The 24,553-nt window shown below is 40.2% G+C and carries 17 protein-coding genes; 8 read left to right on the top strand and 9 right to left on the bottom strand.

What is annotated here, in order from left to right:
- Position 1: 1 nt before the first annotated feature.
- The gene (gene lysS, locus AC1EU2_RS10850; protein ID WP_480298300.1) at positions 2–1,504 is read left to right on the top strand and encodes a lysine--tRNA ligase; all 1,503 of its coding nucleotides are present in this window, start codon (positions 2–4) and stop codon (positions 1,502–1,504) included.
- A gap of 85 nt (positions 1,505–1,589) precedes the next feature.
- Here lysS and AC1EU2_RS10845 read toward each other — a convergent pair whose 3' ends face one another.
- The 3 genes from AC1EU2_RS10845 to AC1EU2_RS10835 form a co-directional block, all read right to left on the bottom strand.
- The gene (locus tag AC1EU2_RS10845) at positions 1,590–2,915 is read right to left on the bottom strand and encodes a sphingomyelin phosphodiesterase (RefSeq protein WP_480298299.1); all 1,326 of its coding nucleotides are present in this window, start codon (positions 2,913–2,915) and stop codon (positions 1,590–1,592) included.
- A 160-nt stretch (positions 2,916–3,075) separates the two neighbouring features.
- Entirely contained in the window at positions 3,076–4,494 is a 1,419-nt protein-coding gene (gene pntB, locus AC1EU2_RS10840) for a Re/Si-specific NAD(P)(+) transhydrogenase subunit beta (protein ID WP_480298298.1), read from the bottom strand.
- Positions 4,495–4,505: 11 nt separating this feature from the next.
- Positions 4,506–6,032: a Re/Si-specific NAD(P)(+) transhydrogenase subunit alpha gene (locus AC1EU2_RS10835; protein WP_480298297.1), complete on the bottom strand. Its 1,527-nt coding sequence runs from the start codon at positions 6,030–6,032 to the stop codon at positions 4,506–4,508.
- Positions 6,033–6,553: 521 nt separating this feature from the next.
- Between AC1EU2_RS10835 and AC1EU2_RS10830 the strand changes: the two genes are divergently transcribed.
- Together AC1EU2_RS10830 and AC1EU2_RS10825 are read left to right on the top strand one after the other, a co-directional pair.
- Positions 6,554–8,191 (top strand): hypothetical protein, encoded by a 1,638-nt coding sequence (locus AC1EU2_RS10830; protein ID WP_480298296.1) that lies wholly within the window; start codon positions 6,554–6,556, stop codon positions 8,189–8,191.
- Positions 8,192–8,443: 252 nt separating this feature from the next.
- The gene (locus AC1EU2_RS10825) at positions 8,444–9,715 is read left to right on the top strand and encodes a hypothetical protein (RefSeq protein ID WP_480298295.1); all 1,272 of its coding nucleotides are present in this window, start codon (positions 8,444–8,446) and stop codon (positions 9,713–9,715) included.
- Between the two features lie 67 nt (positions 9,716–9,782).
- On the opposite strand, the gene AC1EU2_RS10820 is transcribed toward AC1EU2_RS10825, so the two are convergent.
- From AC1EU2_RS10820 to priA, 5 genes are all read right to left on the bottom strand, one after another.
- Positions 9,783–12,320, bottom strand: a complete 2,538-nt coding sequence (locus tag AC1EU2_RS10820; RefSeq protein WP_480298294.1) for a TonB-dependent receptor plug domain-containing protein — start codon at positions 12,318–12,320, stop codon at positions 9,783–9,785.
- 397 nt (positions 12,321–12,717) lie between these two features.
- Positions 12,718–13,281 carry an SPOR domain-containing protein gene (locus AC1EU2_RS10815; protein WP_480298293.1) on the bottom strand — a complete coding sequence of 188 codons (564 nt, stop codon included), beginning with the start codon at positions 13,279–13,281 and terminating at the stop codon, positions 12,718–12,720.
- Between the two features lies 1 nt (position 13,282).
- Positions 13,283–15,028, bottom strand: coding sequence for an arginine--tRNA ligase (gene argS, locus AC1EU2_RS10810; RefSeq protein WP_480298292.1), 1,746 nt, complete (start codon positions 15,026–15,028; stop codon positions 13,283–13,285).
- Between the two features lie 118 nt (positions 15,029–15,146).
- Positions 15,147–16,193 carry a hypothetical protein gene (locus AC1EU2_RS10805; RefSeq protein WP_480298291.1) on the bottom strand — a complete coding sequence of 349 codons (1,047 nt, stop codon included), beginning with the start codon at positions 16,191–16,193 and terminating at the stop codon, positions 15,147–15,149.
- A 174-nt stretch (positions 16,194–16,367) separates the two neighbouring features.
- Positions 16,368–18,563 (bottom strand): primosomal protein N', encoded by a 2,196-nt coding sequence (gene priA / locus AC1EU2_RS10800; RefSeq protein WP_480298290.1) that lies wholly within the window; start codon positions 18,561–18,563, stop codon positions 16,368–16,370.
- Between the two features lie 278 nt (positions 18,564–18,841).
- On the opposite strand from priA, the gene rpmE reads away from it, so the two are divergent.
- Positions 18,842–19,057 (top strand): 50S ribosomal protein L31, encoded by a 216-nt coding sequence (gene rpmE / locus AC1EU2_RS10795; protein ID WP_480298289.1) that lies wholly within the window; start codon positions 18,842–18,844, stop codon positions 19,055–19,057.
- 81 nt (positions 19,058–19,138) lie between these two features.
- Here rpmE and AC1EU2_RS10790 read toward each other — a convergent pair whose 3' ends face one another.
- On the bottom strand, positions 19,139–20,656 hold the full coding sequence (locus AC1EU2_RS10790) for an MFS transporter (protein ID WP_480298288.1): 1,518 nt from the start codon (positions 20,654–20,656) through the stop codon (positions 19,139–19,141).
- 520 nt (positions 20,657–21,176) lie between these two features.
- Here AC1EU2_RS10790 and AC1EU2_RS10785 point away from each other — a divergent pair.
- From AC1EU2_RS10785 to AC1EU2_RS10770, 4 genes are all read left to right on the top strand, one after another.
- Positions 21,177–21,644, top strand: a complete 468-nt coding sequence (locus AC1EU2_RS10785; RefSeq protein ID WP_480298287.1) for a DMT family transporter — start codon at positions 21,177–21,179, stop codon at positions 21,642–21,644.
- Positions 21,644–22,066 carry a DMT family transporter gene (locus tag AC1EU2_RS10780; RefSeq protein ID WP_480298286.1) on the top strand — a complete coding sequence of 141 codons (423 nt, stop codon included), beginning with the start codon at positions 21,644–21,646 and terminating at the stop codon, positions 22,064–22,066. The genes AC1EU2_RS10785 and AC1EU2_RS10780 overlap by 1 nt, the downstream gene beginning before the upstream one ends.
- A gap of 410 nt (positions 22,067–22,476) precedes the next feature.
- Entirely contained in the window at positions 22,477–23,724 is a 1,248-nt protein-coding gene (locus AC1EU2_RS10775; RefSeq protein WP_480298285.1) for a malic enzyme-like NAD(P)-binding protein, read from the top strand.
- Between the two features lie 60 nt (positions 23,725–23,784).
- A complete protein-coding gene (locus tag AC1EU2_RS10770; RefSeq protein WP_480298284.1) occupies positions 23,785–24,549 on the top strand; it encodes a methyltransferase domain-containing protein in 765 nt (254 codons plus the stop codon).
- Positions 24,550–24,553 lie beyond the last annotated feature (4 nt).

Below are 24,553 nucleotides of genomic sequence, written 5' to 3'. Positions count from 1 at the left end.
AATGACTGAACACGTCCAAGATGAAAATAAGCTCATTGCTGAGCGTCGTGCAAAGCTCGCCCATATTCGCGAAGCTTGTCCTGCTAATGGTCACCCAAACAACTTCGATCGAAAACACAAGGCCGCAGATATTCAAGCTGAGTATGGCGAGTATACCAAAGAGCAGTTAGAAGAAATGGGCATTCAACGTTCAATCGCTGGTCGTGTAATGGCGAAACGTGGTCCTTTCTTAGTGATCCAAGATGTTTCTGGTCGCATTCAAGCCTATGCTGGTAAGCCCGTTCAAAAAGAGCTAAAAGCGAAATATCAAGGTTTAGACATCGGTGACATCATTGGTGTTACTGGCCAGCTACATCTTTCAGGTAAAGGCGATCTTTACGTGAACATGGAAGATTACCAATTGCTGACCAAAGCATTGCGTCCACTTCCTGAAAAGTTCCACGGCTTAACTGACCAAGAAATGCGTTACCGTCAGCGTTATGTTGATTTGATCGTGAATGAAGATTCTCGTGAAGCCTTCATCATGCGTTCTAAAGTGGTTTCCTCAATCCGTAACTTCATGATCAAAAAAGAGTTCATGGAAGTTGAAACCCCAATGATGCATACCATCCCAGGTGGTGCAACAGCGCGTCCATTTGAGACTCATCATAATGCACTTGATATGGCGATGTACCTACGTATTGCACCAGAGTTATATTTAAAGCGTCTAGTTGTTGGTGGTTTCGAGCGTGTATTTGAAGTTAACCGCAACTTCCGTAACGAAGGCTTATCACCACGTCATAACCCAGAATTCACTATGATGGAATTCTATATGGCGTACGCTGATTACCAAGATCTAATGGATCTAACGGAAGAGATGCTGAGTTCAATCGCAAAAGAGCTTTGTGGTGATACTAAACTTCCTTATGGTGAGCATACCGTTGATTTTGGTGCGCCATACGCTCGTATGAGCATGCTTGATGCAATTAAGCACTACAACCCAGATAACGCAACGGTTCAGTCAATGACTTATGAAGAAGTTAAAGACGTTGAATTTATGCGTAAGCTGGCGAAGAGCCTTCATATTGAAGTGGAGTCATTTTGGACTTGTGGTCAATTGCTTGAAGAGATCTTTGGTGAAACGGCTGAACCTCAGTTAATGCAACCAACGTTCATTACGGGTTATCCTGCGGATATTTCTCCACTTGCTCGTCGTAATGATGAAAACGAATTTATTACCGACCGTTTTGAGTTCTTCATCGGTGGCCGTGAAGTCGCAAATGGTTTCTCTGAGCTTAATGATGCGGAAGATCAAGACAACCGCTTTAAAGCACAGGTTGAAGCGAAAGATGCCGGTGATGATGAGGCGATGTTCTATGATGCAGACTACATTACTGCACTAGAGCACGGCTTACCGCCAACAGCGGGTCAGGGTATTGGTATCGATCGTTTAGTGATGCTGTTTACCAACACGCATACGATTCGTGACGTAATTTTGTTCCCAGCAATGCGTCCCCAAGCATAGTTCATGCGTCCTCAAGCTTAATTCCTGTTTTATCGCAGAGAAAAGCCCTGATTTATCAGGGCTTTTTTGTAAGAAAAATAATAGCTTAATTCTGTGGGTGTGGATCTAAAGCATATTCGAACGTTGCCGCAACAGGGTAATGATCTGATAAGTCCCAAATGCCCCACAAGTCACTTGATGAACTTCTCATTGGGATCACTTCGTTAGTTGCTTTCAATGGAACTAAATGATCATTAATTGGCAATACGTAATCGAGGTATTCTTCGATGCCTTCGGCCCAATGGTTATGCTGCGGATCAAACGTATACTTCCATCCAGATAAATCAGGCACGGTTGTATCTAATGTGGTTTGCATAGTGTCATATTCATCAGGCATGTTGATTTTATCGATGTTTAGATCGCCAGCCACAATCACAGGTTCATCTTTTGGGATGTTTTTCGAGTCGATAAAGTCTTTTATCTCTTGGATTTGTGCTAAGCGATCATTTTTGGCATCAAAAGATGTCCCTGATTGAGTATGTGAGATAAAGAGATGATATTTCTGACCGAGCTTGTTTATTTCAGCGTACACAACTCCTTTTGAAGCAAAACACTGCAAACCATCACAACGATCGAAATAGTGAACATCTGCAGCAAGGATTGGGTACTTCGATACTACTCTAAGTCCAGTGCCTACAAATCGAATGATTTTGTCATGAAATATCGGGTGGTAATCTTGGGTAACATAGGGGTATTCTTTTGAAAGAAGGGGGAGCAGAGTTTTAGTTGCTGGCTTTTGGTCAACGACTTCTGAAAGGGCTAGAACATCATAACCGTGCACTTGCTCAGGAATAGCAGAGAATCGTTCATCTTCTTTTTTTGAACCGTAGATTTTAGTTCCCCATACGTTGTAACTCAGAATGGATATTTTACTTGCGTCGTTATTGATTTCTGGGCCCAAATGCGTTGGATTTAACATTACAGATAAATTTGCAGAGGATAATTTTGCTGCAACTTCCGAATGAAATGAAGCCATTTCAGGGTTGAACCGTTTTACCTTCTCATCGGCTTTCAAAGCTAAGTTGCAGGTTTTGTGTATGCCGTTTGATTCACAATCTCCAGTTAAGGTAGCATTGAATGTTCCGTTAGTTTCAACGACATCAAATGTTAATTGTCGGCTCATATTTTCTAGTTGAACTTCAAATTGATTTTGTAAGTTACCATCACCTGTCAATGTGAAGTTCCCATTACTGAGTGCATTGATGCTTGTCGGCTCATCAAGCAGTTCAGATTGATTCTGCTTAATCGAGGTAATTGAAATTGGATTGGTGAAGCTGTTGGTTATAGAGATAGTAAATTGGTTAGCATAACTGTTTGCTGTGAATAGTGATAAAAGTAAACTACCTGCAACATGAAGGTGCTTTGCAGTCATATTTAATCCTCAAATGCCGTTAAAGTTTGGCGTCCGAGCGGATAATATCCTTTGTAGAACAATTGATTATATTGCGGTTTGTCTGCAGTTTATATTAGGAAAAAGAATTAGGTATAAAAAAGGGGGCTAATGCTTAGCCCCCTAGAAGTTAATATGAGTACTACAGTGCTTTAAGAATATTGGCCACACTTGCTTTAGCATCGCCAAAGAGCATTTGCGTATTTTCTTTGAAGAATAACGGGTTTTGAACACCAGCGTAACCCGTATTCATCGAACGTTTAAACACAACGACGTTTTCTGCATTCCATACTTCAAGTACAGGCATACCTGCAATTGGTGAGTTTGGATCGTCTAGTGCTGCAGGGTTAACAGTATCGTTAGCACCAATCACCAGAACAGTATCTGTATCAGAGAAATCATCGTTGATCTCGTCCATTTCTAATACGATATCGTAAGGCACTTTAGCTTCTGCTAACAATACATTCATGTGTCCCGGTAGGCGTCCAGCAACAGGGTGTATACCAAAACGAACATTAATCCCTTTATCACGCAGTTTCTGTGTGATTTCAGCTACAGGGTACTGTGCTTGCGCTACTGCCATTCCGTATCCAGGAGTAATGATCACATTGCGAGAGTTTTTCAGCATATCTGCAACATCTTCAGCTTGAGTTTCACGGTGCTCGCCTTGCTCTTCATCAGAAGAAGACTGCTGCACCTTGGTACCAAAACCGCCTGCAATAACCGAAATAAATGAACGGTTCATTGCTTTACACATAATGTAAGAGAGAATCGCCCCTGACGATCCCACTAACGCACCAACAATGATCAATAAGTCATTAGAAAGCATAAAGCCTGCTGCGGCAGCAGCCCAACCTGAATATGAATTCAGCATTGAAACAACCACTGGCATATCTGCGCCACCAATTGATGCAACCAAATGCCAGCCAAAAATACCTGCAATTACGGCCATAATGATCAGCGAAGTGATACTTGCATGAGAGCCAACAAAGTGGATAAGAATGGCAGTGCTCACAACTAGAGCAAGCAGGTTGAGTTTGTGGCGATGAGGTAGCATCAGCGCTTTAGAGTTAATAACGCCTCTTAATTTACCAAATGCTACAACAGAGCCAGTAAACGTGACCGCACCAATAAAGATACCTAAATACACTTCAACTAAATGGATGTTGTATTCAGCACCGCTGTGGCTTATTTGTTTTATAGCGTCAGAAACTGAGCCCACTGTTTCGGGGTGTAGATCAATAAAGCTATTAAAGCCAACTAACACCGCAGCCAAACCAACAAAGCTGTGCAAAACCGCAACCAGTTCTGGCATTTCCGTCATTTCAACACGACGGGCTAGATAAACACCAATTGCACCACCAAGCACCATTGCGACAACTATCCATTCTATACCCAAGGTTTCAGGTTTTAAGATGGTTGCTATTAAGGCAATGGTCATACCGACCACACCGCAAATGTTACCTTGCTTCGCAGTCTCTTGTTTTGACAGACCTGCAAGGCTGAAAATGAATAGTACCGCAGCAATTAAGTAAGCGGCTGTAATAATCCCTTGTGACATAATTAAGCCTCTTAATCTTTACGGAACATTTTCAACATACGTTGGGTGACGGTAAAGCCCCCAAAGATATTGATACTGGCAATCAATACAGCAAAAAAGGCTAGACCTTTAATTAACAATGAGTCATGCCCAATTTGGAGTAGCGCTCCAACAACGATAATCCCCGAGATGGCATTAGTGACTGACATCAGAGGTGTATGTAATGAATGCGATACATTCCACACGACGTAATAACCCACTACGCAAGAAAGTATGAAAACTGTAAAGTGTGATAAGAAAGCCGCAGGCGCAGTCGCTGCTATGGCTGTGAAAGCTAATGCGCCCAGTGCACCAATCCAATATTTTTTATTGGATGGTTTTTCAGGCTCTTTTAGTTGAGGTTTTGTTTCTTCTTTCGGTTTTTGCGGTGCCGCAGATACTGAAATCGGTGGCGGCGGGAACATGATTTCACCTTCGTGAGTCACTGCCATGTTTCGAGTCACAACATCCTCAAAGTCCAATTCAACTTGGCCATCTTTCTGCTTGCAAAGCAGTTTCATTAGATTGACTAAATTGGTTGAATACAGTTGGGAAGACTGAGTCGGTAGTCGACCAGCCAAATCGGTGTAACCAATCACGGTAACCCCATTTTCAGTGGTAACTTTTTCACCTGCAACACTTGGTTCAACATTACCACCCGAACCCGCAGCCAGATCGACAATGACCGATCCAGCTTTCATCGAATCAACCATCTCTTGTGTGATCAATTTCGGCGCTGTCTTACCTGGAATTTGTGCCGTAGTGATGATGATGTCCACATCTTTGGCTTGTTCTGCAAACAAGGCCATTTCAGCTTCAATAAACGCTTCAGACATGACTTTGGCGTAACCATCAGTCGAGCCACCGTCCTCATCACTGAATTCAAGCTTGAGAAATTCACCTCCCATGGATTCAATTTGCTCAGCAACTTCTAGTCGAGTATCAAAGGCACGAACAATGGCGCCTAATGATCCTGCTGCACCAATTGCGGCTAAACCTGCAACCCCTGCACCAATGACTAATACCTTAGCTGGTGGTACTTTACCCGCTGCGGTAATTTGACCTGTAAAGAAACGCCCAAATTCATGAGCTGCTTCAACAACAGCACGGTAACCACTGATGTTCGCCATTGAAGAAAGGGCATCCAATGATTGAGCACGTGATATACGTGGCACCATATCCATGGCTAAAACCGTTACTTTCTTTTCAGACAACTTTTGCACAAGTTCAGGATGCTGAGCTGGCCAAATAAAGCTGACAAGAATGGTTCCGGCTGTTAACTTTTCGATTTCATCATCAGTCGGTGCATTCATTTTGAAAATGATATCTGCTTGCCAGATATCCTCAGAAAGGTTTGCACCAGCATCCATATAGGTCTGATTAGTGAAGCTTGCCGCAGCTCCAGCATCAGGTTCAATCTGTACATCAAAACCAAGTTTAATGAGCTGAGCAACACTGATTGGAGTTGCAGCAACTCTTGGTTCATTTTCGAGTGATTCTTTGGGTATTCCAATTTGCATTATGGTTCCCTTTGTAAAACAGTGGGCGTATGAAAAATAAGCTAAATATGACGATATGGTAGACTCGATTAAAATGCAATCAGATTAGTCTACAAAAAGGTTGACCGTTGGTAATAAGCGTAAATTTCAATTGAAATGGTATATGTTATGAGTTTTAAAGCGGAAACTTTGCCGCACAGCCGAAGATTTAGCGAATACAAGTGAAAGAGTTGTTCAAATGATCACACTACATGTTGAAAGTGTGAAGAGCAATTACTCAAGCTGCAGCTCGAAATGAGGTATAACGAATTTGTATATAAAATAAACAATTAGCCTAGTTAGGTTATTTCAGCCAGCATTAAATTCGATTAATGTGAGCATGCCACATCTTCCAAAATTTGCTTCTAAGCAGTTGTTTCGTAGAAAACACCTATGGTGTGACATTGTCGCAAGTGAGGCTATGAAGCTACCCATCGACATAGAGTTTTTCAACAAGCTTAATTCCAAGTCTTCAAATACGAGAATGATGAAGAGGTGTATAAATGTACCTAAAAACGTTGAAACGGGCTTTAACCGTTACTCCGCTTTTACTTTCTGCAATGGCGATTCAAGCGCAAGCGCAGACACAAGTAAATGATGTAAACTCAAACTCTTACCCTAAAATTAACGATATTCAGACGACTGTTTTACAAACAGGAACAGGTTATGAGCTCAAACAAGTGACCTACTATTCTGACGATTCTTCTCAACAGCAGAACAGTACACTGTTTTATATCCACTCGGTGCAAGGGGCAATGAATGCTGCGAGGGAAGCAGGGCTTTCAAAAGAAGAGGAACAAGGGATCATTGATGATTACTCCCACAAAAACTGTGAAAAAAATGATAAACAGTGCCTTAACCGAGAAATCTCTCTTATTGTGGTAGATAAAGGGGTTGCTGATCATTTAAATGACTCTCCTGAGCAATTCAACGCTTACATTCAGTCGACTAACCTTCAACCTTATGTTCAGCAAAGACTAATGAGCTTGGGTAAAAACGTCAATGCTCAAGGCATTGCCCCAATGAGCAGCTTTTATAGCTGTAATAGTCGCAGTCAAGAAGATTTCACTCTCAAAAAAGATTTCGACCAGCCTTATAGAGAATCAAAAACTGCAGCAAGCGGTAATGCAAACCTGAATGGAGAAATTGATGCTGAATTTGCTATTAAGACTAAAGCTCAAATTTATTACAGCGTCTATTCAAAGCTATGCATTCCCCATCGTGTAGAAGTCGATAAAGTGGTTGGTACCGCCAATTACACTATCACGGGTAATTTTGATATTCATGGCAGTGTGGCTGGCGACATTAAAACTTGGGATTGGGATATCAAAGACCCAGTTATAGGCAGTGGTGGTTTTAAAATTGCGAGTATTCCATTTGTTTACGATGTTAGGTTACCAATAAGTGCAGGTGTTGGTGACATCCATTATCAAGCTAATGGCGATATTGGCCTTAAAAAGCAATTGGATATCGAAGGTGAATATCAATACGAATGTACCAAGCATGAGTGTAAAAAAACCGAGTCGACTTATAATGATAATGGTTTGGTGACGCTTGATGATATTCGATATCAGGCACTTGGTTCAATTTCGCTTACACCACACATCAATTTGATGATTTTAGCTGACGTATTTAATGGCTATATCCATGCTCAAGCTGGAATTGATGCCAATATGCCAGTAAATGTAAATGGGTATGTTGGTAATGACTGTGGTAATGGGAATGGACTTGGTGCGGACGATACTGTTTATGCAGGTTTTGTTAAGGTCGATCTTCATGTCAATGCTGCAGCAGAAGGGCATGCGTTTCATAAGAACTTCTTAGATAAATCGTGGCCACTCGTAAATAAGAACGTCTTATTTAAAGATATTGCGCACCCAAGTTCAGCACTTTCGCCTATTGTTCGATCAAGTGTTAACGGTCAAAATGTAGATTTATCTGTAGGGCTGCGTTCTTGTGTAGGACAAATTCCAAGTTCTTATCAGAATTACGTGGTTGATTGGGGGGATGGTCAAACCCAGAAAATTGATGGAATGAATGGTGGAACATCGTTGCAACATTCATACACTCAATCTGGTGATTATAAAGTTACGGTTAAACATAAAACAGGGCCAAGCACTACGTTAGATGTGAACACTTAAAATCCAAAAAAATGTATTTTTCAAATGGATCTTGAAAAATACATTAAAGGTACTGCTTTATATTTCTTTTCTTTAATTAATGCTAATAATTCATGTGAATCAAATCTTCTACTACATAAACTATAATTAACTGGTTTAGATCTAAGCTATTAATTAAATTGTAGACTTTATCCACAAGTATTACTATTTACTAATAGCTATGTGTATTCTCATATGAATTGGCAAGTCAATCAAATCCAGGCTGGAGCTCCAATGTTTGTTGCTGCTCCGATTTATGTTACTACTGTGCGACCGCCCTTTTGGGTTGCTCCTGCAAATAAACAGTCATATCTCTCCGAACAAGTTCCCGTTCCTGCAGCAACAAGAGAATTTTGGTGTTCTACTCAACATCAAGAAGCGACTTCAGAGCCTGAAAAGGAAGCAGGATCTGTTTCTAAGATCACTAATCACCAAAGTGTTGGAGTCCGTTATGGAATTGACGGTCCTAGTGTTTTAACTGGGGAGTCGAAAGAGGTTGCGAAACTACAAAACGATTTAGTTGTAACTCAAATGGAGTTAACTTCTGCTCAGCAAAGGTATTCTGAAGTCAAGAGTTCACTAAAAGTTGAAGTGAGTAATTGCGATAAGTTGAAGCAATGGAAAGAAGGCCTCAATGAGCGTTTAGTAAAAGCACAAGAGGATTTACAAACGAAAAAAAGAGATCTCGAGCTCTACAAAGTAGAATACCAAAAAATTGCTCATCAGCTGATAGCTTGTAAATCACGACAGACTCAAATGGAACAGGACTTTGAGAAAATTAGAAGTGATTGCTTGGCAGTTGACTTAAAAATTGAAACTAAAACTAAAAACTTAGAGCAAGCTAGAGAAAATTTAGCAAAACTTAGAACCAGCTTTTCTTCTTTAGGGGAAGCTGCGCAACTGAGAGTATCTCAGCTTAGAGAAAATGGTGTTGGTAAGAATCTTTTTTCTCAATTTCCAAGTTTGACAATGCAAGCTAATGCAGACGGCCGTTATATAACTCAGGGTAGTATATGGGGTGAGCGTTCACCGGCTGTCACTTCTCATTATTTTGCGCAAGATGAAATGGCGTTTTATAGCCAGAGAAATGGCACTAAAAATCAACGACTTGCAACTGATTTGAATAAAGCTAAGACAAGGGTAACAGATTTAGAAGGGCGCTTATCAGAACTATATCTTCAAAAGAGAGGACTGGATGGTCAGTTTGTAGAGCAAAATAGTAAGCTTCGACAACAGAACAGTTGTGAAGAACAGTTAACAGAAAAATTGAGAGGATACAGTATACATTGCTCCACATTGGCTACAGAGGTGATAGAACTAGAGAACGATATAGCCTTCAATAGTGAAAAGCTTCACAAAGAAAAAATAGCAGTTTCAGAGCTTCAGGCACATTGTATTACTGGTTCAAAAAAATTAGAAGAACTGCAGAATATAATAACATCGAAACAAGCACTGCTCGACGGGTTGAACGCAAACCTATCGATTGCAGCTAAGTTACAAAGCTAAAGTTGCAAACGAAGTTCTTAAAAAAACAAAGAGCCGTTTTAAAAGCTCTTTGGTCGTGATGAATTCATTAAAATTTGAAGTTTAGCTTCGCAGAATAACTTGCCCCATCAAATCCGTAAGGCACAGCTCGTACAGGATATCTAAATGCTCCATTAGTGATGAAGTTTAGCGCTGTGTTTTCTCCAAGCTCATCCGGTCTGTGATCAAACACGTTATTTACTGCTAAGTCGAGGCGCAATGCTTCGGTAAGTTGGTAGCTATAAGCTAAATCAATTAATACAGCTGCAGCCACTTTACTGGTTGGCAAGAATGAACCTGTCGGAGATAACTCGTCTGGTAAGCCGATATGGTTGTTACCAAAATAATCAACTTCGGTTTTACCGTAATAGTTCGCACGTAGGGAGGCATCCCATTTATCTTTTTGATACTCAAAGCTCAATGTCGCACGTTGTTTAGGTTGCCCACCCGTTAAGAAACCACGTTGCAAGTCATCAAGGGCGATATTGTCTGGGATACCCGGCGCAGCATTTACACTATCAATATCCGTAGAGTTGACATTGCCTGCGAATGTAACTTTAACATCGCCTTCCGCTAATTCAGTTTCATAGGTTGTAATCAAGTCCACACCTTGTGTGGTTGAGTTTACTGAGTTAGAGAAGTAATTTCCTTGTACTGCACCTGTTGCCTCAAGTGCAGTGACTGCTTCGGAGCTAAATGCTACTTGTTCTGCTGACAGCAAACTGCCAAGGGAAATACGATCTTCAATTTGTACACGATAAGCATCGATAGTCAGAGAAACTGAGTCAGATAAGTTGGCGACAAGGCCTAGACTTAAGCTTTTTGAGGATTCTAGTTTAAGGTTATCTACGCCCAACGCTGATGGGAACGGTGAACCAGCCGTTGCTGTAAATGATTGAGATAAGGCGCCTCCAGGTCCGATATTTGTCGTAAAAGCGGTATATCCACTTTGTTGTAATGACGGTGCTCTAAACCCTGTTGCTAAGGCACCACGAAAAGCAAAGTCGTCTGAAATGTCATAGCGAGAGGATATTTTACCTACCAGCTTGCTACCTGCATCAGAAAAGTCTTCAAAACGTAATGCTGTTCCGATTAACCAGTTACTGGTGACTTGAGTCTCGACATCCAAGTAAAGAGCGTAACTGTCTCGACTCGTTTTGCCTGATGCATTGGGTTGAAGCCCTGGATAAGCTTGAAAGCCACAAGCAGCGAATACACTGGCATCCATAACGGATGGAAAAGCCGTCGTACTGCCTGAGGCACCACATGAGTATGAAGCTAATTCTCCAGGAACAATTTCATAACTCTCATCACGATATTCGGCTCCAAAAGCCACATACAGATCATCATCTCGACCGATATCTATCGCACCAGAGACGTCGGCATTAAAGGTCAGCTGATCAAATCGAAAACCACCACTGTAACCCGAAGTTGGTCCTGCATTAGCCGCAATGTCAGCATTTGATGCATCAGGATTATTGTATTTATATTCAGCAGCATATGACGCATTTAACGTATTCATAGAGCCAAAATCATAGGCGTTACGTCCGTAAACTACTGATACATCGTAATGCCAGTCGTCATTCAAATCACCGCGTAAGCCTATTGCCGCAGAACTGTCTTTAGCTTCATTATCAATCAGTGGTAAAAAACCATCGGGATAGACTTGCGCCACATTCTGTGCGGTGGCGTTAAAAGCGCGGTAAAAACCATTACCCAAAGCTGTTCGTTTCGAGTAACCACCAAATGAGTAAAGCTCAGCATCACCGACTGGCAGTGCTGCATTATAAAATACGGATAAAAACTCTGAGTCAGCATTACCTTGTTTATATCTTACTGTGTCCGATAGGGTTCCAGGTTCAGTAGTCGACGAGCCTGTAGTATCTTTTTGTGCTCGGTTAGTGCCCTTATAATCTCGATATTCGAGAGATAAATTAATGAACCCGTCTTCGAGTAGGGAAAAACCAGTATTTAGCCCTAATGAGTAGCCGTCCCCATCACCTTCAGTTGTAGCGCCAGTCTGAATGTAGCCCGTTGTTACATCTGTTGAATCTTTCAAAGAGAGGTTGATGACTCCGGCAATGGCATCTGAGCCATATTGTGCTGCGGCACCGTCACGCAACACTTGTACATTTTTAAGTGCAATCAGCGGAATCGCATTCATATCTGTGCCAGCAGAACCTGCACCAACAGTACCATTTAAACCGAGAAGCGCTTGATTATGACGACGTTTACCATTGATCAATACCAGTGTTTGATCCGGTTGCAAACCACGTAATGTTGCAGGTCTAAATAGATCAGAACCATCAGAAACTTGAGTACGAGTGAAGTTAAAAGAAGGCACAGAGGATTGTAAACTTTGACCCAGCTCAGTAAAGCCACTCTTGGTCAGAGTTTCACTATCAATAATATCAACAGGGACAGCTGAGTCGGTTTCGGTACGGCTAGAGACTCTAGAGCCTAAAACAGAAACTCTTTCTACAGCAGCGTTAGCCTGACTATCCGTAGAATTTGCATAGGCTAAAGGTGCCGAAAAGGCAGCAGATATGGCTAATGCTAGTGCATGGCAGGTAAATGTCTTGTTCATGTAACGTTTTTCCAATTCTTATAATTATACTGGTTGAGTTAAGCAGGAAAACCGTTAACCCCTCTATTGTTGTTTTTTATAGTTATTCTGAATCGGAACATATAATGTTGCTGGATAGTTTGTCTAGTGTTTATTTTTTGTTAATTGTGGTTTTTTGGATTGATTGATGATGTTTTTTCTTTATTTTACAGTGTTTTATTTTGTTTTTATTATAGTGAAAAAAGTTTATTAAAGTGGATTGTCAACGGTTTTTGTGGGCTTGAGTTTACGTAAACGTAATATAGTTATTCGCTTTTATAGCGTTATATTTCAGAATTGAGGTGTAGAATGTAAATCGTTGAATATAAAAAAAGCACAGTTAACTGTGCTTTTTGGATGAAATAGACAAAACTATGAGTTACTTACCTTCCCAAAACCAAATTTGGCAACCATTAATGTTGGCTCGTTGAAGTTTATGCCGATCGTGTTCTGCTTTACGCTTACGAGGATAAGGGCCTATTACAACTTTATACCAGGTGCCACTCTTAATATCGACTTTGCTAACAATGGCTTCTAGACCCTGAAAAGCAATTTTAGCTTTGAGCGCATCAGCTTGTGATTGTTTACGAAAAGAACCACATTGCATTTGATAAGGTCGAGAAGGTTTTGTACTCGGTTTAGGTACATCAACTTCGACTTCTTTCTTTTCAAGCAGGTCTTGATATTCCCACTTTTCTTTTGGTTTTGGAGGCAAAGCATCTTGCTTACGTGGTTTGGGTTTTGGTTGTTCAACTTTTGCAGTTTTAGGCTCAGGTCCAGCACTGTCCTTAATACTCCATAAAAAGTACCCAAAAGCACCAATACACATGATCACAAAAAGCAAAGCCAAAATCGGGAATGATTTTGGTTTTTGCTTAGTGGACTTATTGCCACGACTGCTATTGCGTCGTGGCTTAGGTTTATTAGCGTAATCGCGGCTCATGTTACATTTGCTCTAACGTTTCAATCCCTAGAAGTGCAAGACCTTGCTTTAAGGTGCGTGCAGTTAGTTTAGCTAATAATAAGCGGCTTTGCTTTTGTGCTTCTGAATCGGCATTAAGTACAGGACAAGCTTCATAAAAGCTAGAGAATGCACCAGCAAGTTCAAACAAGTAACCACATAGTACATGAGGCTGGCCTTTAGCACTAACGCGAACCAGAATTTCATTAAATTGACCTAGCTTGTTACCAAGATCTTTTTCTTTCTCATGCTCAAGGTTGATCTTAGCATCTGACAAATCAATGTCTTCAGCACGTTTAAAGATACCCGCAACCCGAGTATAAGCATACAGAAGATATGGTGCGGTATTGCCTTCAAAGCTCAGCATCTGATCAAAGCTGAAGATGTAGTCACTAGTACGGTTTTTAGATAGATCAGCATATTTAACTGAACTGATCCCCACGACTTTAGCAATTTTATCAACCGTTGCATCGTCCATGTCTGGATTCTTACTACGTACCAACTCATTAGCACGAACAATGGCTTCATCTAATAAGTCTGCTAGCTTAACTACGCCACCGCTACGAGTTTTAAATGGACGACCATCTTCGCCGTTCATCGTTCCAAAGCCTAAGTGCTCTAAAGACATTGAATCAGGCACAAATTTAGCTAGCTTCGCTAAACTGAATACCTGCTGGAAATGCAATCCTTGGCGTAAATCAACAAAATAAAGAGCACGATCTGCTTTAAGAACATTAGCACGGTAGCGCATTGCCGCTAAGTCAGTAGTTGCGTACAAATAACCGCCATCGGCTTTTTGAATGATTACTGGTAAGGGTTCACCGTCTTTATTCTTAAACTCTTCTTGGAAAACAACTTTCGCCCCTGCACTTTCTTTGAGCAGTCCTTGATTTTCTAGATCACTAACGACTTGAGCTAAATCTTCGTTATAAGCACTTTCGCCATGTACGTCATCGCGTGTTAGGCTCACACCAAGTTTGTTATAAACTTCATGACAATGACTGAGTGATATGTCGTTAAATTTGCGCCATAACTTGTTGCAATATTCATCACCTGATTGCAATTCGACCACCAAATTACGAGCGCGAGTCGCAAACTCTTCGGATTCATCAAAGCGAACTTTTGCAGCACGATAAAAGGTTTCTAAATCTGAAAGTTCAAGACTGGCTTTACTTCCGTCTTTAGCCTGTAATTCTTCCATGTACGCTAGAAGCATACCGAATTGAGTACCCCAGTCACCGACATGGTTTTGGCGAATAACGTTATGGCCTAAAAATTCAAGAGTACGAACAACACTGTCACCGATGATCGTTGAACGTAAGTGACCAACATGCATTTCTTTTGCTAGGTTTGGTGAAGAGTAGTCAACCACAATGGTTTGTGATTCAGGTAAGTTAACACCCAATTTTTCATCTTCTAACGCATCCTGCAATTGGTTGGCTAACGCATTTTCATCAATAAAGAAATTAATGAAGCCAGGGCCAGCAATTTCGACTTTCGCTACATGCGATGACGCTGGTAAGTTGTCGATAATTAACTGAGCGAGTTCACGTGGGTTTTTGCGTGCAGCTTTCGTCAACATCATTGCTAAATTTGTTGCAAAATCGCCATGACTTTTATCTTTGGTTCGGTCAACCTGAATTCGAGCCTGAATGTCAGAAGGAACGATCTCTAACTGGATTAATGTGGCTAAGGTTTGTTCAAGCAAAGACTGAATATGTGATTTCATTGGCGATCTTCAACGTCTAAAATGAATGTGAAAAGTGAACCAGACATTTTAACCCAATGTAGTGCTATATGCTATGCAAACGAATGGACTATCTAACAGAATGTCGATTTGGTTGATGTTAATTTTGCACAGGGTTAGGAAGCAGAGGTCGAGTGTTGTCTGGTTGTGGAGACGTATTAGAGGAAGCATTCTTTGAATGGGCATAGCTTCTATTTTTTGTGCGGCTTCTTAATTGCTGTGCGAGTTGCCAATTCATTCTTGAACCCGGTTTTAATTTTGCTAAAAAGTCTTGCCGCTGTTTCATTTTAAGCTCTTCTGCATCTTTCGTTTCTTGTTCTTGTTTTTGTTGGCATTGAAGTTCAAGTTCTGCTTCTTCTTGTTCTAGTCTCGGCAGTAACTTTTCAGTCTCTGTACTCACCTGTTGAGCATAATCCATGGCATCAGCGGGGAAGCACATGCTTGCAGTTATTTTACATTGTTTCAGTTTTAATTGAGAGTGTTGACCTGCTTCGAGCACTTGTATGGCGGTATGAGCGCAATTCTGACCTATTACTTTATATCCTTTCGACTTGATTTCATTGAACTTACTGATCATGCGACTCGTTTGAGCTTTTGGTATTTTTATGTGATTTTCTTGTTGAATGGTTCTGTCTCGGTACTTACGTATTTCTGCTTTAAGTCTTTTTCTTATGCTTGTTTCATTTTCTTGTTTATCTTCTTTTGAAAAGGTTTCATGTTCTGCTTTTACGTCAGAACATCTTTCAGAACCATTATTGAATGATAAAAAAGCGTAGCCACTACTCGTTTTGACGATCATGGCAGCGTGAGCCCCACCTTGAAAATTCAAAAATAAGGCTTCTCCGTTTTTTGAACACTTGTTTAGGAGTGTAGTGGCAATATCATCAGCGACCTCATCAGGTATTCCTGCATTACATTCTTGCTTCAACGTTGCCAGTATCCACTTGGCTAATCCCTTTAAAAGTCGGAAAGGGTTCGATAATTGGCTTTTGTGAAAGCTAGGCACTGAAGGTGCTTCAGAAGGTTTGCAGTCATATTGATTTTTACCAAATCTGGGATTTTGTGATTTAATTTGAATTGAACCAGTCCGAGCAGGGTTATATGTCTTAAACTCAGGTCGAGCAAAACGCATCATATCCAAACTCATGTTTACCACCTTAGAAACTCATCAGCTTGGGGCTATCGTTTAGTGTTTCCTCAAAACAGTGCGTGTAGCTGCCAAAACTGACTAAAGTATTTACACTAATAATTATAGGCGGTGAAGATGAAATTAAGGTTGATCAAATGATTAATTTTTGGAAACCAGTGAGCTAGTTTGACCCTAGAGGAGATCTTGAGGATCTCTATCAACGTGCCATCGACACTTTTTCGCAATAGGCAGTTGCTCAACTTCAGCCAAAGTTTGTTCAAAAACTTTTTGCATAAGAGGTCTTGATTGCGTTTGGAACATTAAATGACGACGAAATTTGCCTGCTTTTTTGTCCATTGGAGCTGGCATGGGACCTATCACTTCACAATGTTCGTTTTGTGGTAGGCGCTTTGCAAACTCATTGAGTAAGGTATCAGCATCAATGGGATTGTGAGCTTCAGCTTTTACTAGCACCATATTCCATGCTGGTGGTAACAGTGCTTGTTTACGCTCTTCGAGTTGATTACGGGAAAATTCTGCATAGCCCTTGTGTAAGATTTCTCTTAATATGGGATTATCAGCTTGATGTGTCTGTAAAAGTACTGTGCCAGCTTTAGTTGCTCGTCCTGCTCGACCTGAAACTTGTGTATAAAGTTGCCCAAAACGCTCTGGAGCACGAAAATCTGCAGAGAAAAGTGCACCATCTACATCAAGCATTCCAACCAAGGTTACGTCTGGGAAGTGATGTCCTTTAGCCAACATCTGTGTTCCCACTAAAATCTTATATTCACCTTTGTGAATGGCATTAAGATGAGATTCTAATGAACCTTTGCGTCGAGTACTGTCACGATCAATTCGAACAACAGGGTATTTAGGGAATAACTGTTGAAGTGTTTGTTCAAGTTGCTCAGTTCCAATGCCTTGTCCTGCAAGCATGGTGCTACCACATTGATGACACTGGCGAGGAATAGCATACTGATTACCACAGTGGTGACAGCGAATTTCACCTAGACCTTGGTGAAGGGTAAAAAAAGCATCACAGCGATCACACTCATGTAAATGACCACATTCATGACAGAGCAGGGCAGGTGCATAACCACGGCGATTTAAAAATAGTAACACTTGATTGCCAGCGTCAAGGTGAATACGAACTTCATTGATGAGCGCTGTTGATAACCCTGCTTTTAATGGTTGATCACGTATATCAATAATGCCTTGACGTACTTTTTTTGCAGCACCAGCGCGATTGGTTAATTCGAGGTGTTGATAACGGTTGGAAAGCGCATTGTTTAAGCTTTCTAAAGAAGGAGTGGCAGAACCTAAAATGACTGGAATATCTTCAAGGTTTCCGCGCATTACTGCAAGATCTCGTGCATGATAACCAACACCTTCTTGCTGTTTAAAGCTGCTATCGTGTTCTTCATCCAGAATGATGATGCCGGGATATTGCATAGGCGTGAATAATGCCGAGCGAGTACCGATGATAATAGCAGCCTCGCCTTCTCTGGCTTGTTGCCAAGCTATCAGGCGTTGTTTATCTGTTAATCCTGAATGAATCACACACACTTGCACATCAAAGCGCCTGCGGAAACGACCAATGGTTTGAGGCGTCAAGCCAATTTCTGGCACCAATACCAGCGCTTGTTTACCTTGTTTAAGAATATGTTCAATAACAGAAAGGTAGACTTCAGTTTTCCCCGAACCTGTTACACCTTCAATTAAGCTTGTTTTAAAGCCAGATTGCTGTGTGAGTGTTGATACCGCAACGGCTTGTTCAGCGTTGAGCTTGTGAGGCGTTTCACCTAAAACCAGTGATTTTCGCCAGCTGAGGTCAAACTCAGTTGCTCTTTGTTTATCTTCAACCCAACCTTTTTCTTTGATGGCCTTTAATGCAGATTTGCTGAAGGAGAGTTCATTAAATTCTGCTGGTGACAGGGTACCGACTTTTAACGCTTCTAGTAGTTTCTTTTGTGCAGGTGAGCGTTTAAGAGTCGACAATTCAATCTCACTGCCTAAGGTTGTAATGCAGTATTCACTTTGTCCTTCAAATTCACTTTTGCCCCCTTTTCGTAAGGCAACAGGGATGGCCTGGCTGAGCATTTGGCCGTGACTGGTAAAATAGTATTTTGCTGCCCAATCACACAGTTTTGCCAGTGATTCGGGTAAGAGGGGGCGTTGATCAAGCAGTTCTGAAATGGGCTTTATCTTGGATTCATCCAGCTCACAGAAAGGTTTGATATTAAGAATAATGCCAACACGATGTTGGTTACCAAAAGGCACACTGACGCGAGAACCAATTTTTGCTTGATCAACAAGTTCATCGGGTAATAGGTAACTAAATCTTTGTCTTAATGGAACAGGCAAAGCAACATCAACGAAATTTGGCATATAGAATTTAAGTATGAAGGTATAGGCTAAGTTTATTCATGTTAACGGTATCGAGCTAGAGATAATTCAATATTTTACTTAAGTTAAGCTAACTTTGAGTTTAACTGCTCGAAATATAACTTCTACTTGTTTGAAGTGCTAGGATAAGTTAAAATCTTGCGCCTTCGAATACTGCTGTTAAGCAGCAATGGCGAAGTAACGAATTTTAAATTTTAACGCATGTGGTGCCCAACTTCGGGTTGGGAAGGCGACATGGCCTTATTTTTGAGGTAACCCAAATGAAGCAAGGTATCCACCCAGAATACGAAGAAATCACTGCAACTTGTACTTGTGGTAACAACATTAAAGTTAAGTCTACTGTAGGTAAAAACCTTCACTTAGACGTTTGTGGTGCATGTCACCCATTCTACACAGGTACACAGAAAGTTGTTGATACTGGTGGTCGTATCGACAAGTTCAACAAGCGTTTTGGCGCACTTTCAAGCAAGAAGTAAATTCTGCTTTGAATTGAACTATAGAAAGGCGCTCAATGAGCGCCTTTTTTGTATTCTAATTTTTCATCTGAAAAGCTAACTTCAACCATTATTGTTTTGTTTGAAATCATAATCTTCTACAGAGTGGTGAATATTATAAGCAATAATGCTCGCTATCATCATTAAAACCGCAGCCAAGGCTAGAGCATAAATGGTGTGATTATCAAAAATCTTTTTCATAACAATACTCATAGTACTTGAAACAATAAGCTGTGGAATAACTATAAAGAAATTAAAAATACCAAAAAAGCTTCCAACTTTATGTTGAGGTATAACACTCGAAAGCATTACATAAGGAAGTGATACAATCGATGCCCAAGCAATACCTATACCTAGCATAGATATCAATAAATAGTTTGGGTTTTGTAAAAATAAAAATGAAGCAAATCCAACAGAACCAACGAAAAGGCACAGTGAATAAGCTTTTCTTAAGCCTGTAACTTTTAGTAATTTAGGGAGCATAATGGAAACTACTGCTGCTGTGCCACTGTATGTGGCAAACAATACTCCAACCCAATTAGCTCCTTTATTATAAGCATCAGACAATATATCTGTGGTATGAAAGAATGCAGAAGTCACCACCGGTGTAGCATAAATCCAGACAGTAAAGAATGCGAACCAAGTGCAGAGTTGGGCACAAGCAAGTTGTTTCATTGCTTTAGGCATATTATAAATATTCTGAATAACTTTTTCGAAGGTCTTGTGTTTTAGACCTTTAGAACGCCGCCAAAACATGGTTAATTGCAGAAGGCCAAAATAAGTAAATACACCGGTTAAAATATAAGGTTGAAAACCGGCCTTTTGTATAAAGAGCAATAGTGAAATTAATAGCCCTGTGACTAAATAAAATAGACCATTTTTAAAAAGCTTTGTTTGCATTAAATGATCTAGCTCTGATTCTCTTAAAATGTTCCTTTGTTTTAAGGGGTAATCTAATTGTTGTGGTTTTACTTCATTTGTTTTAAAAAAAGTCCAGCTAGTGCATATAAATAAGGTTATCGCACCTAATAGATATGACAGTTTTACCGTGTCAGATACATTATGAAGGGATGAGTGATTAGCAACGCCGAAAAAGTTAAATAGCCAGGGCATGCATGAAGCTACAATGGATCCTATGCCAACAAAAAAACTTTGCATTGTGAAACCCAAAGCTCTCTGTGAGCTTGGTGTATTGTCTGCAACGAGTGCTTTAAGGGGTTCAAGAGTCAAATTCATAGCTGAATCAAGCAGCCATAAAAGGCTAGCGGCTTGCCATAAATATTTTGTATTGGGCATGAGTATAAGAGCAATACTACTAATGAATGCCCCGACTATAAAATAGGGCTTTCGTCGTCCGAACCTGGTCCAAGTTTTGTCGCTAAATACACCAATTATAGGCTGAATGATTAAACCAGTAATCGGGCCTGCAATCCATAAAATAGGAATAGACTCAAGACTCGCACCATGTGTTTGTAGAATTCGGCTCATATTTGCATATTGCAAAGCAAAACCAAATTGCAGACCAAATGAACCAAAAGTCATGTTCCAGATCTGCCAAAAGGTTAGTTTACTTTTTTTCACTTGTACGCCTCTATAAATTCGGGGTGATTAAAAAGGTATGAATGTTGGACTCACTTCGAAAAGTAGTTGTTGAGGACGTAGCTTAGCCATGACTCTGTGCAATAAGAAAATATCAATTTTTTATCTGATAGATTTTTGAATATTAGGGTTTGTTGATCTTTCGTGATTGTTTTTGCAGCGATAAATTGGTTATTTTATGCAAGGCAGAGCTGGTACGGTTTGGTTATTACCGACATATAAAACTGTCGTTACTTCGTTTCCAAATAAACAAGCGATAACGCAGTACTTTTTATTTTGAAAGAACGACCAATTTTCGCTTTCTCTTTTTTCGATGCTTTTTAGCGTTCATTGTTCTGTGTTGTGACCAGCTCACTTAGATGACTAAGCTTCACTGCTCACGCCTTGAACAGGTAAACGCTAAAATAGCACAAAATTTAATCCTGAAAGATCAACAAATCCTGGTTTCAATTAATACTCATTTGTGTTCAGATTAAATTCAGAATCTTCAAATATAAATGTGATGAGTAAGTATCAATATTTCTATCTAACTTTGTCATTAGTGTCCGGTGGTTTTTTGGCTGCAATGATATTTTTTAACAGTCAGCTTGCTGTTTTTTACTCTCCAGCTGAGTCATCTTGGTTTGCACATGGGATTGGTGGTGTTACTGCTCTTATACTTATTTTTAGCCTTAACCGAGGTAGGCAGCAATTATTTGCAAAAACAAGCAAAACGCCTTGGTGGGCATATTTAGGTGGTCTGCCAGGAGCATTTACCGTTTTACTTGCTGGGATAACTGTAAACAGCCATTTAGGACTCACAGGATCTTTAGCGTTGGGGTTAGTTGGGCAAATCTCATTCAGTTATCTTTGTGATTATTTCGGTTTATTTGGTTTAGAACAAAAAAAAATGACGTTGAGAGATCTTGTGAGCCTATGTTTGATATGCGGTGGTAGCTTGATGATTATCTTTTCAAGAGGAGCTGTCTAATGACCATGGTATTACTGGCTTTACTCAACGGAATTTTAATCGGACTTGCTAGAACCTTGAATGGACGCTTGGGGAGCAGTCGAGGTGCATTTTCCGCTTCTTTTGTGAACCACTTTGTTGGTTTTGTTTTTCTCACGATTTTGCTTTGGCTTGTATTCGAAACACCTCATTTTGATAAGTCTATTCCTACACATGCTTATTTAGGAGGGGTTATTGGAGCACTATATGTTGCTGTAAACAGTTTTGTATTACACAAAGTTGGTGCAGTAACTTCTATATTATGTGTGTTGAGCGGTCAGATGTTAGCGAGCCTGATGATTGATATGTGGTTGTTAGATTCAGCGCTTTCTTCAAATCAAATTTTGGGTGTTTTGTGTATTTTTGCGGGAATGTACCTAACGTTAACAAAAAAACAGGTCTGATGACTTGGGTGAATTTTTGAGTTTTTCTAACAAACTTCTTCAATTTTAAAAAATCATTTTTTATCACATTTGTTAGTTTAAATACAAAATTGTATACAATTCGTGCTCAAACCACTTTCGAATTGCGCTAATACAATTTAATCGCCAGTTAAACTGTATTTAAATTACATATCTTGAGGGAAAGTATCTGTTTTGCTTCAGTTATAGATAAAGAAAACTCATCAAAAAGACAAATTGTTCACTAAAGTTAAAATGACAAAGAGCTTGTTCCATTTGGTGTTAATGACTAAAATTGCCGAATTATCTGCTTAAGCCCCAAGCAGTTAATATATAAGTTATTTTTTTGTTAATTGCGTTTCATTACAACAACAAAATGGAACAATAAAAATCGCACACTTCAGGACGTGAACATGTCAGATTTTCGCCAACAAGCCCTCGATTATCATGAATTTCCAATACCAGGAAAAATGGCTGTAACTTTAACTAAACCTGCTAAGACTAGCCATGATCTTTCTTTAGCATACAGCCCTGGTGTAGCAGAGCCCGTTCGAGAAATTGCTGCGGATCCTGAAAATGCATATCGATATACAGCTAAAGGTAATACCGTCGCTGTTATTTCTAATGGCACTGCTATTTTAGGCTTAGGAAATCTAGGCCCAATGGCATCAAAGCCTGTAATGGAAGGCAAAGCACTATTATTTAAAACTTTCGCTGATATTGATGCAACAGACATTGAAGTTAAGCACAACACGACTGCAGAGTTTATTAATACAGTTTCTGCGATAGCAGATACATTCGGTGGCATTAATCTTGAAGATATCAAAGCACCTGAGTGTTTTGAAATTGAAAAAGCCTTGATTGAAAAATGTAATGTACCGATTTTTCACGATGATCAGCACGGTACAGCCATTGTTACCGCTGCAGGGATGATCAATGCATTAGAGATTCAAGGTAAGAAAATTGAAGATGCAGTGTTTGTATGTTTAGGTGCAGGTGCGGCTGCAATTGCTTGTATGACAATGCTGGTGAAGTGCGGTGCTCAACGTGAGCACATTTACATGTTAGATCGTAAAGGTGTAATTAATACTCAACGTGACGATTTAAATGAGTACAAAGCCCTGTTTGCAAATAATACGGATAAACGTACTCTTCAAGATGCAATTAAAGGCGCAGATGCATTCTTAGGTTTATCTGGTCCAAACTTATTGGGTGAAGATGACATTAAGTTGATGGCTGATAACCCAGTTATTTTTGCATGTTCAAACCCGGATCCTGAGATTAAGCCTGAGCTTGCCAAATCAGTTCGTCCTGACGTCATAATGGGGACAGGTCGTAGCGATTATCCTAACCAGGTTAACAACGTACTGTGTTTCCCATTTTTGTTCCGTGGTGCACTAGACGTTCGTGCACGTGAAATTAATGATGAAATGAAAGTCGCTGCTGTATTTGCACTTGCTGAACTGGCAAAAGAGTCTGTCCCTCAAAAAGTATTAGAAGCTTACCCTGATGTGGCTGAATTAAGCTTTGGCGCTGATTATGTGCTGCCTAAGCCAATGGACTCACGTTTATTGCCTAGAATTGCGACAGCCGTGGCTGAAGCCGCAATTAAATCTGGTGTTGCAGGCATAAACGAATTACCTGAGAATTATTTAGCCTAAAGTATAGGTGGTATAACAGGGAGCTATGGCTCCCTTTTTTGTTCATGAGAAGCAGTAAATATGGATAAAAACTTCGATAAACTCGCAAATAAGTTTGCAAAAAATATATATGGCTCTCTAAAAGGAGAGATTCGAAGTCAGGTTTTATTAAGAGACCTCTTTGAACATATTGATTTACAGTCAGGCACCAAACTTCGGATTCTTGATGCAGGAGGTGGCTTTGGATATCTCAGCCAGAAACTTGCAAAGTTAGGCCATAAAGTAGTGCTATGTGATATTTCTTCACAAATGCTAGAGCTTGCTCAACAGCAGATTGAGTTGCTAAGTGAACCTGTAGATATTGAGCTAGTGCACTCATCTATCCAAGAATTGACAGAGACAGAGTTTGGTCAGTTTGACGTTATTCTCTGTCATGCTGTTGCTGAGTGGCTCGCAGATGCTGAAAATACACTGCAAAATTTGCTGAAACTATTAAAGCCGAACGGGGCTTTTTCACTGATGTTTTATAATAAAGAAGCACAGCGATTTCATAGCCTTGTTTCGGGTAATTTTGAGTATGTTGAAGCAGGCTTGAAAGCCAAAAAGACCGTTGGCTTAACCCCTGAATACCCACTTTATATTGAACAAGTGACATCGTGGTTTGAAGCCTGGAAATTGAATTTGGTTTGTACGTCAGGTGTTCGTGTGATTAACGATTATATGAAACCATATCCAGATCAAGAAATTAACTTTGATAAATTAATGCAAATGGAGTTGACCTACTCTCGAAAGCAGCCCTATATTTCAATTGGGCGTTATGTTCATTTTATCGGCAAATTTGCATAAAACT

The sequence above is a fragment of the Parashewanella sp. 2304DJ23-3 genome (assembly GCF_056591695.1).
The sequence above is the reverse complement of the archived record's forward strand: the minus strand, read 5'-3'. Positions and strand labels throughout refer to the sequence as shown.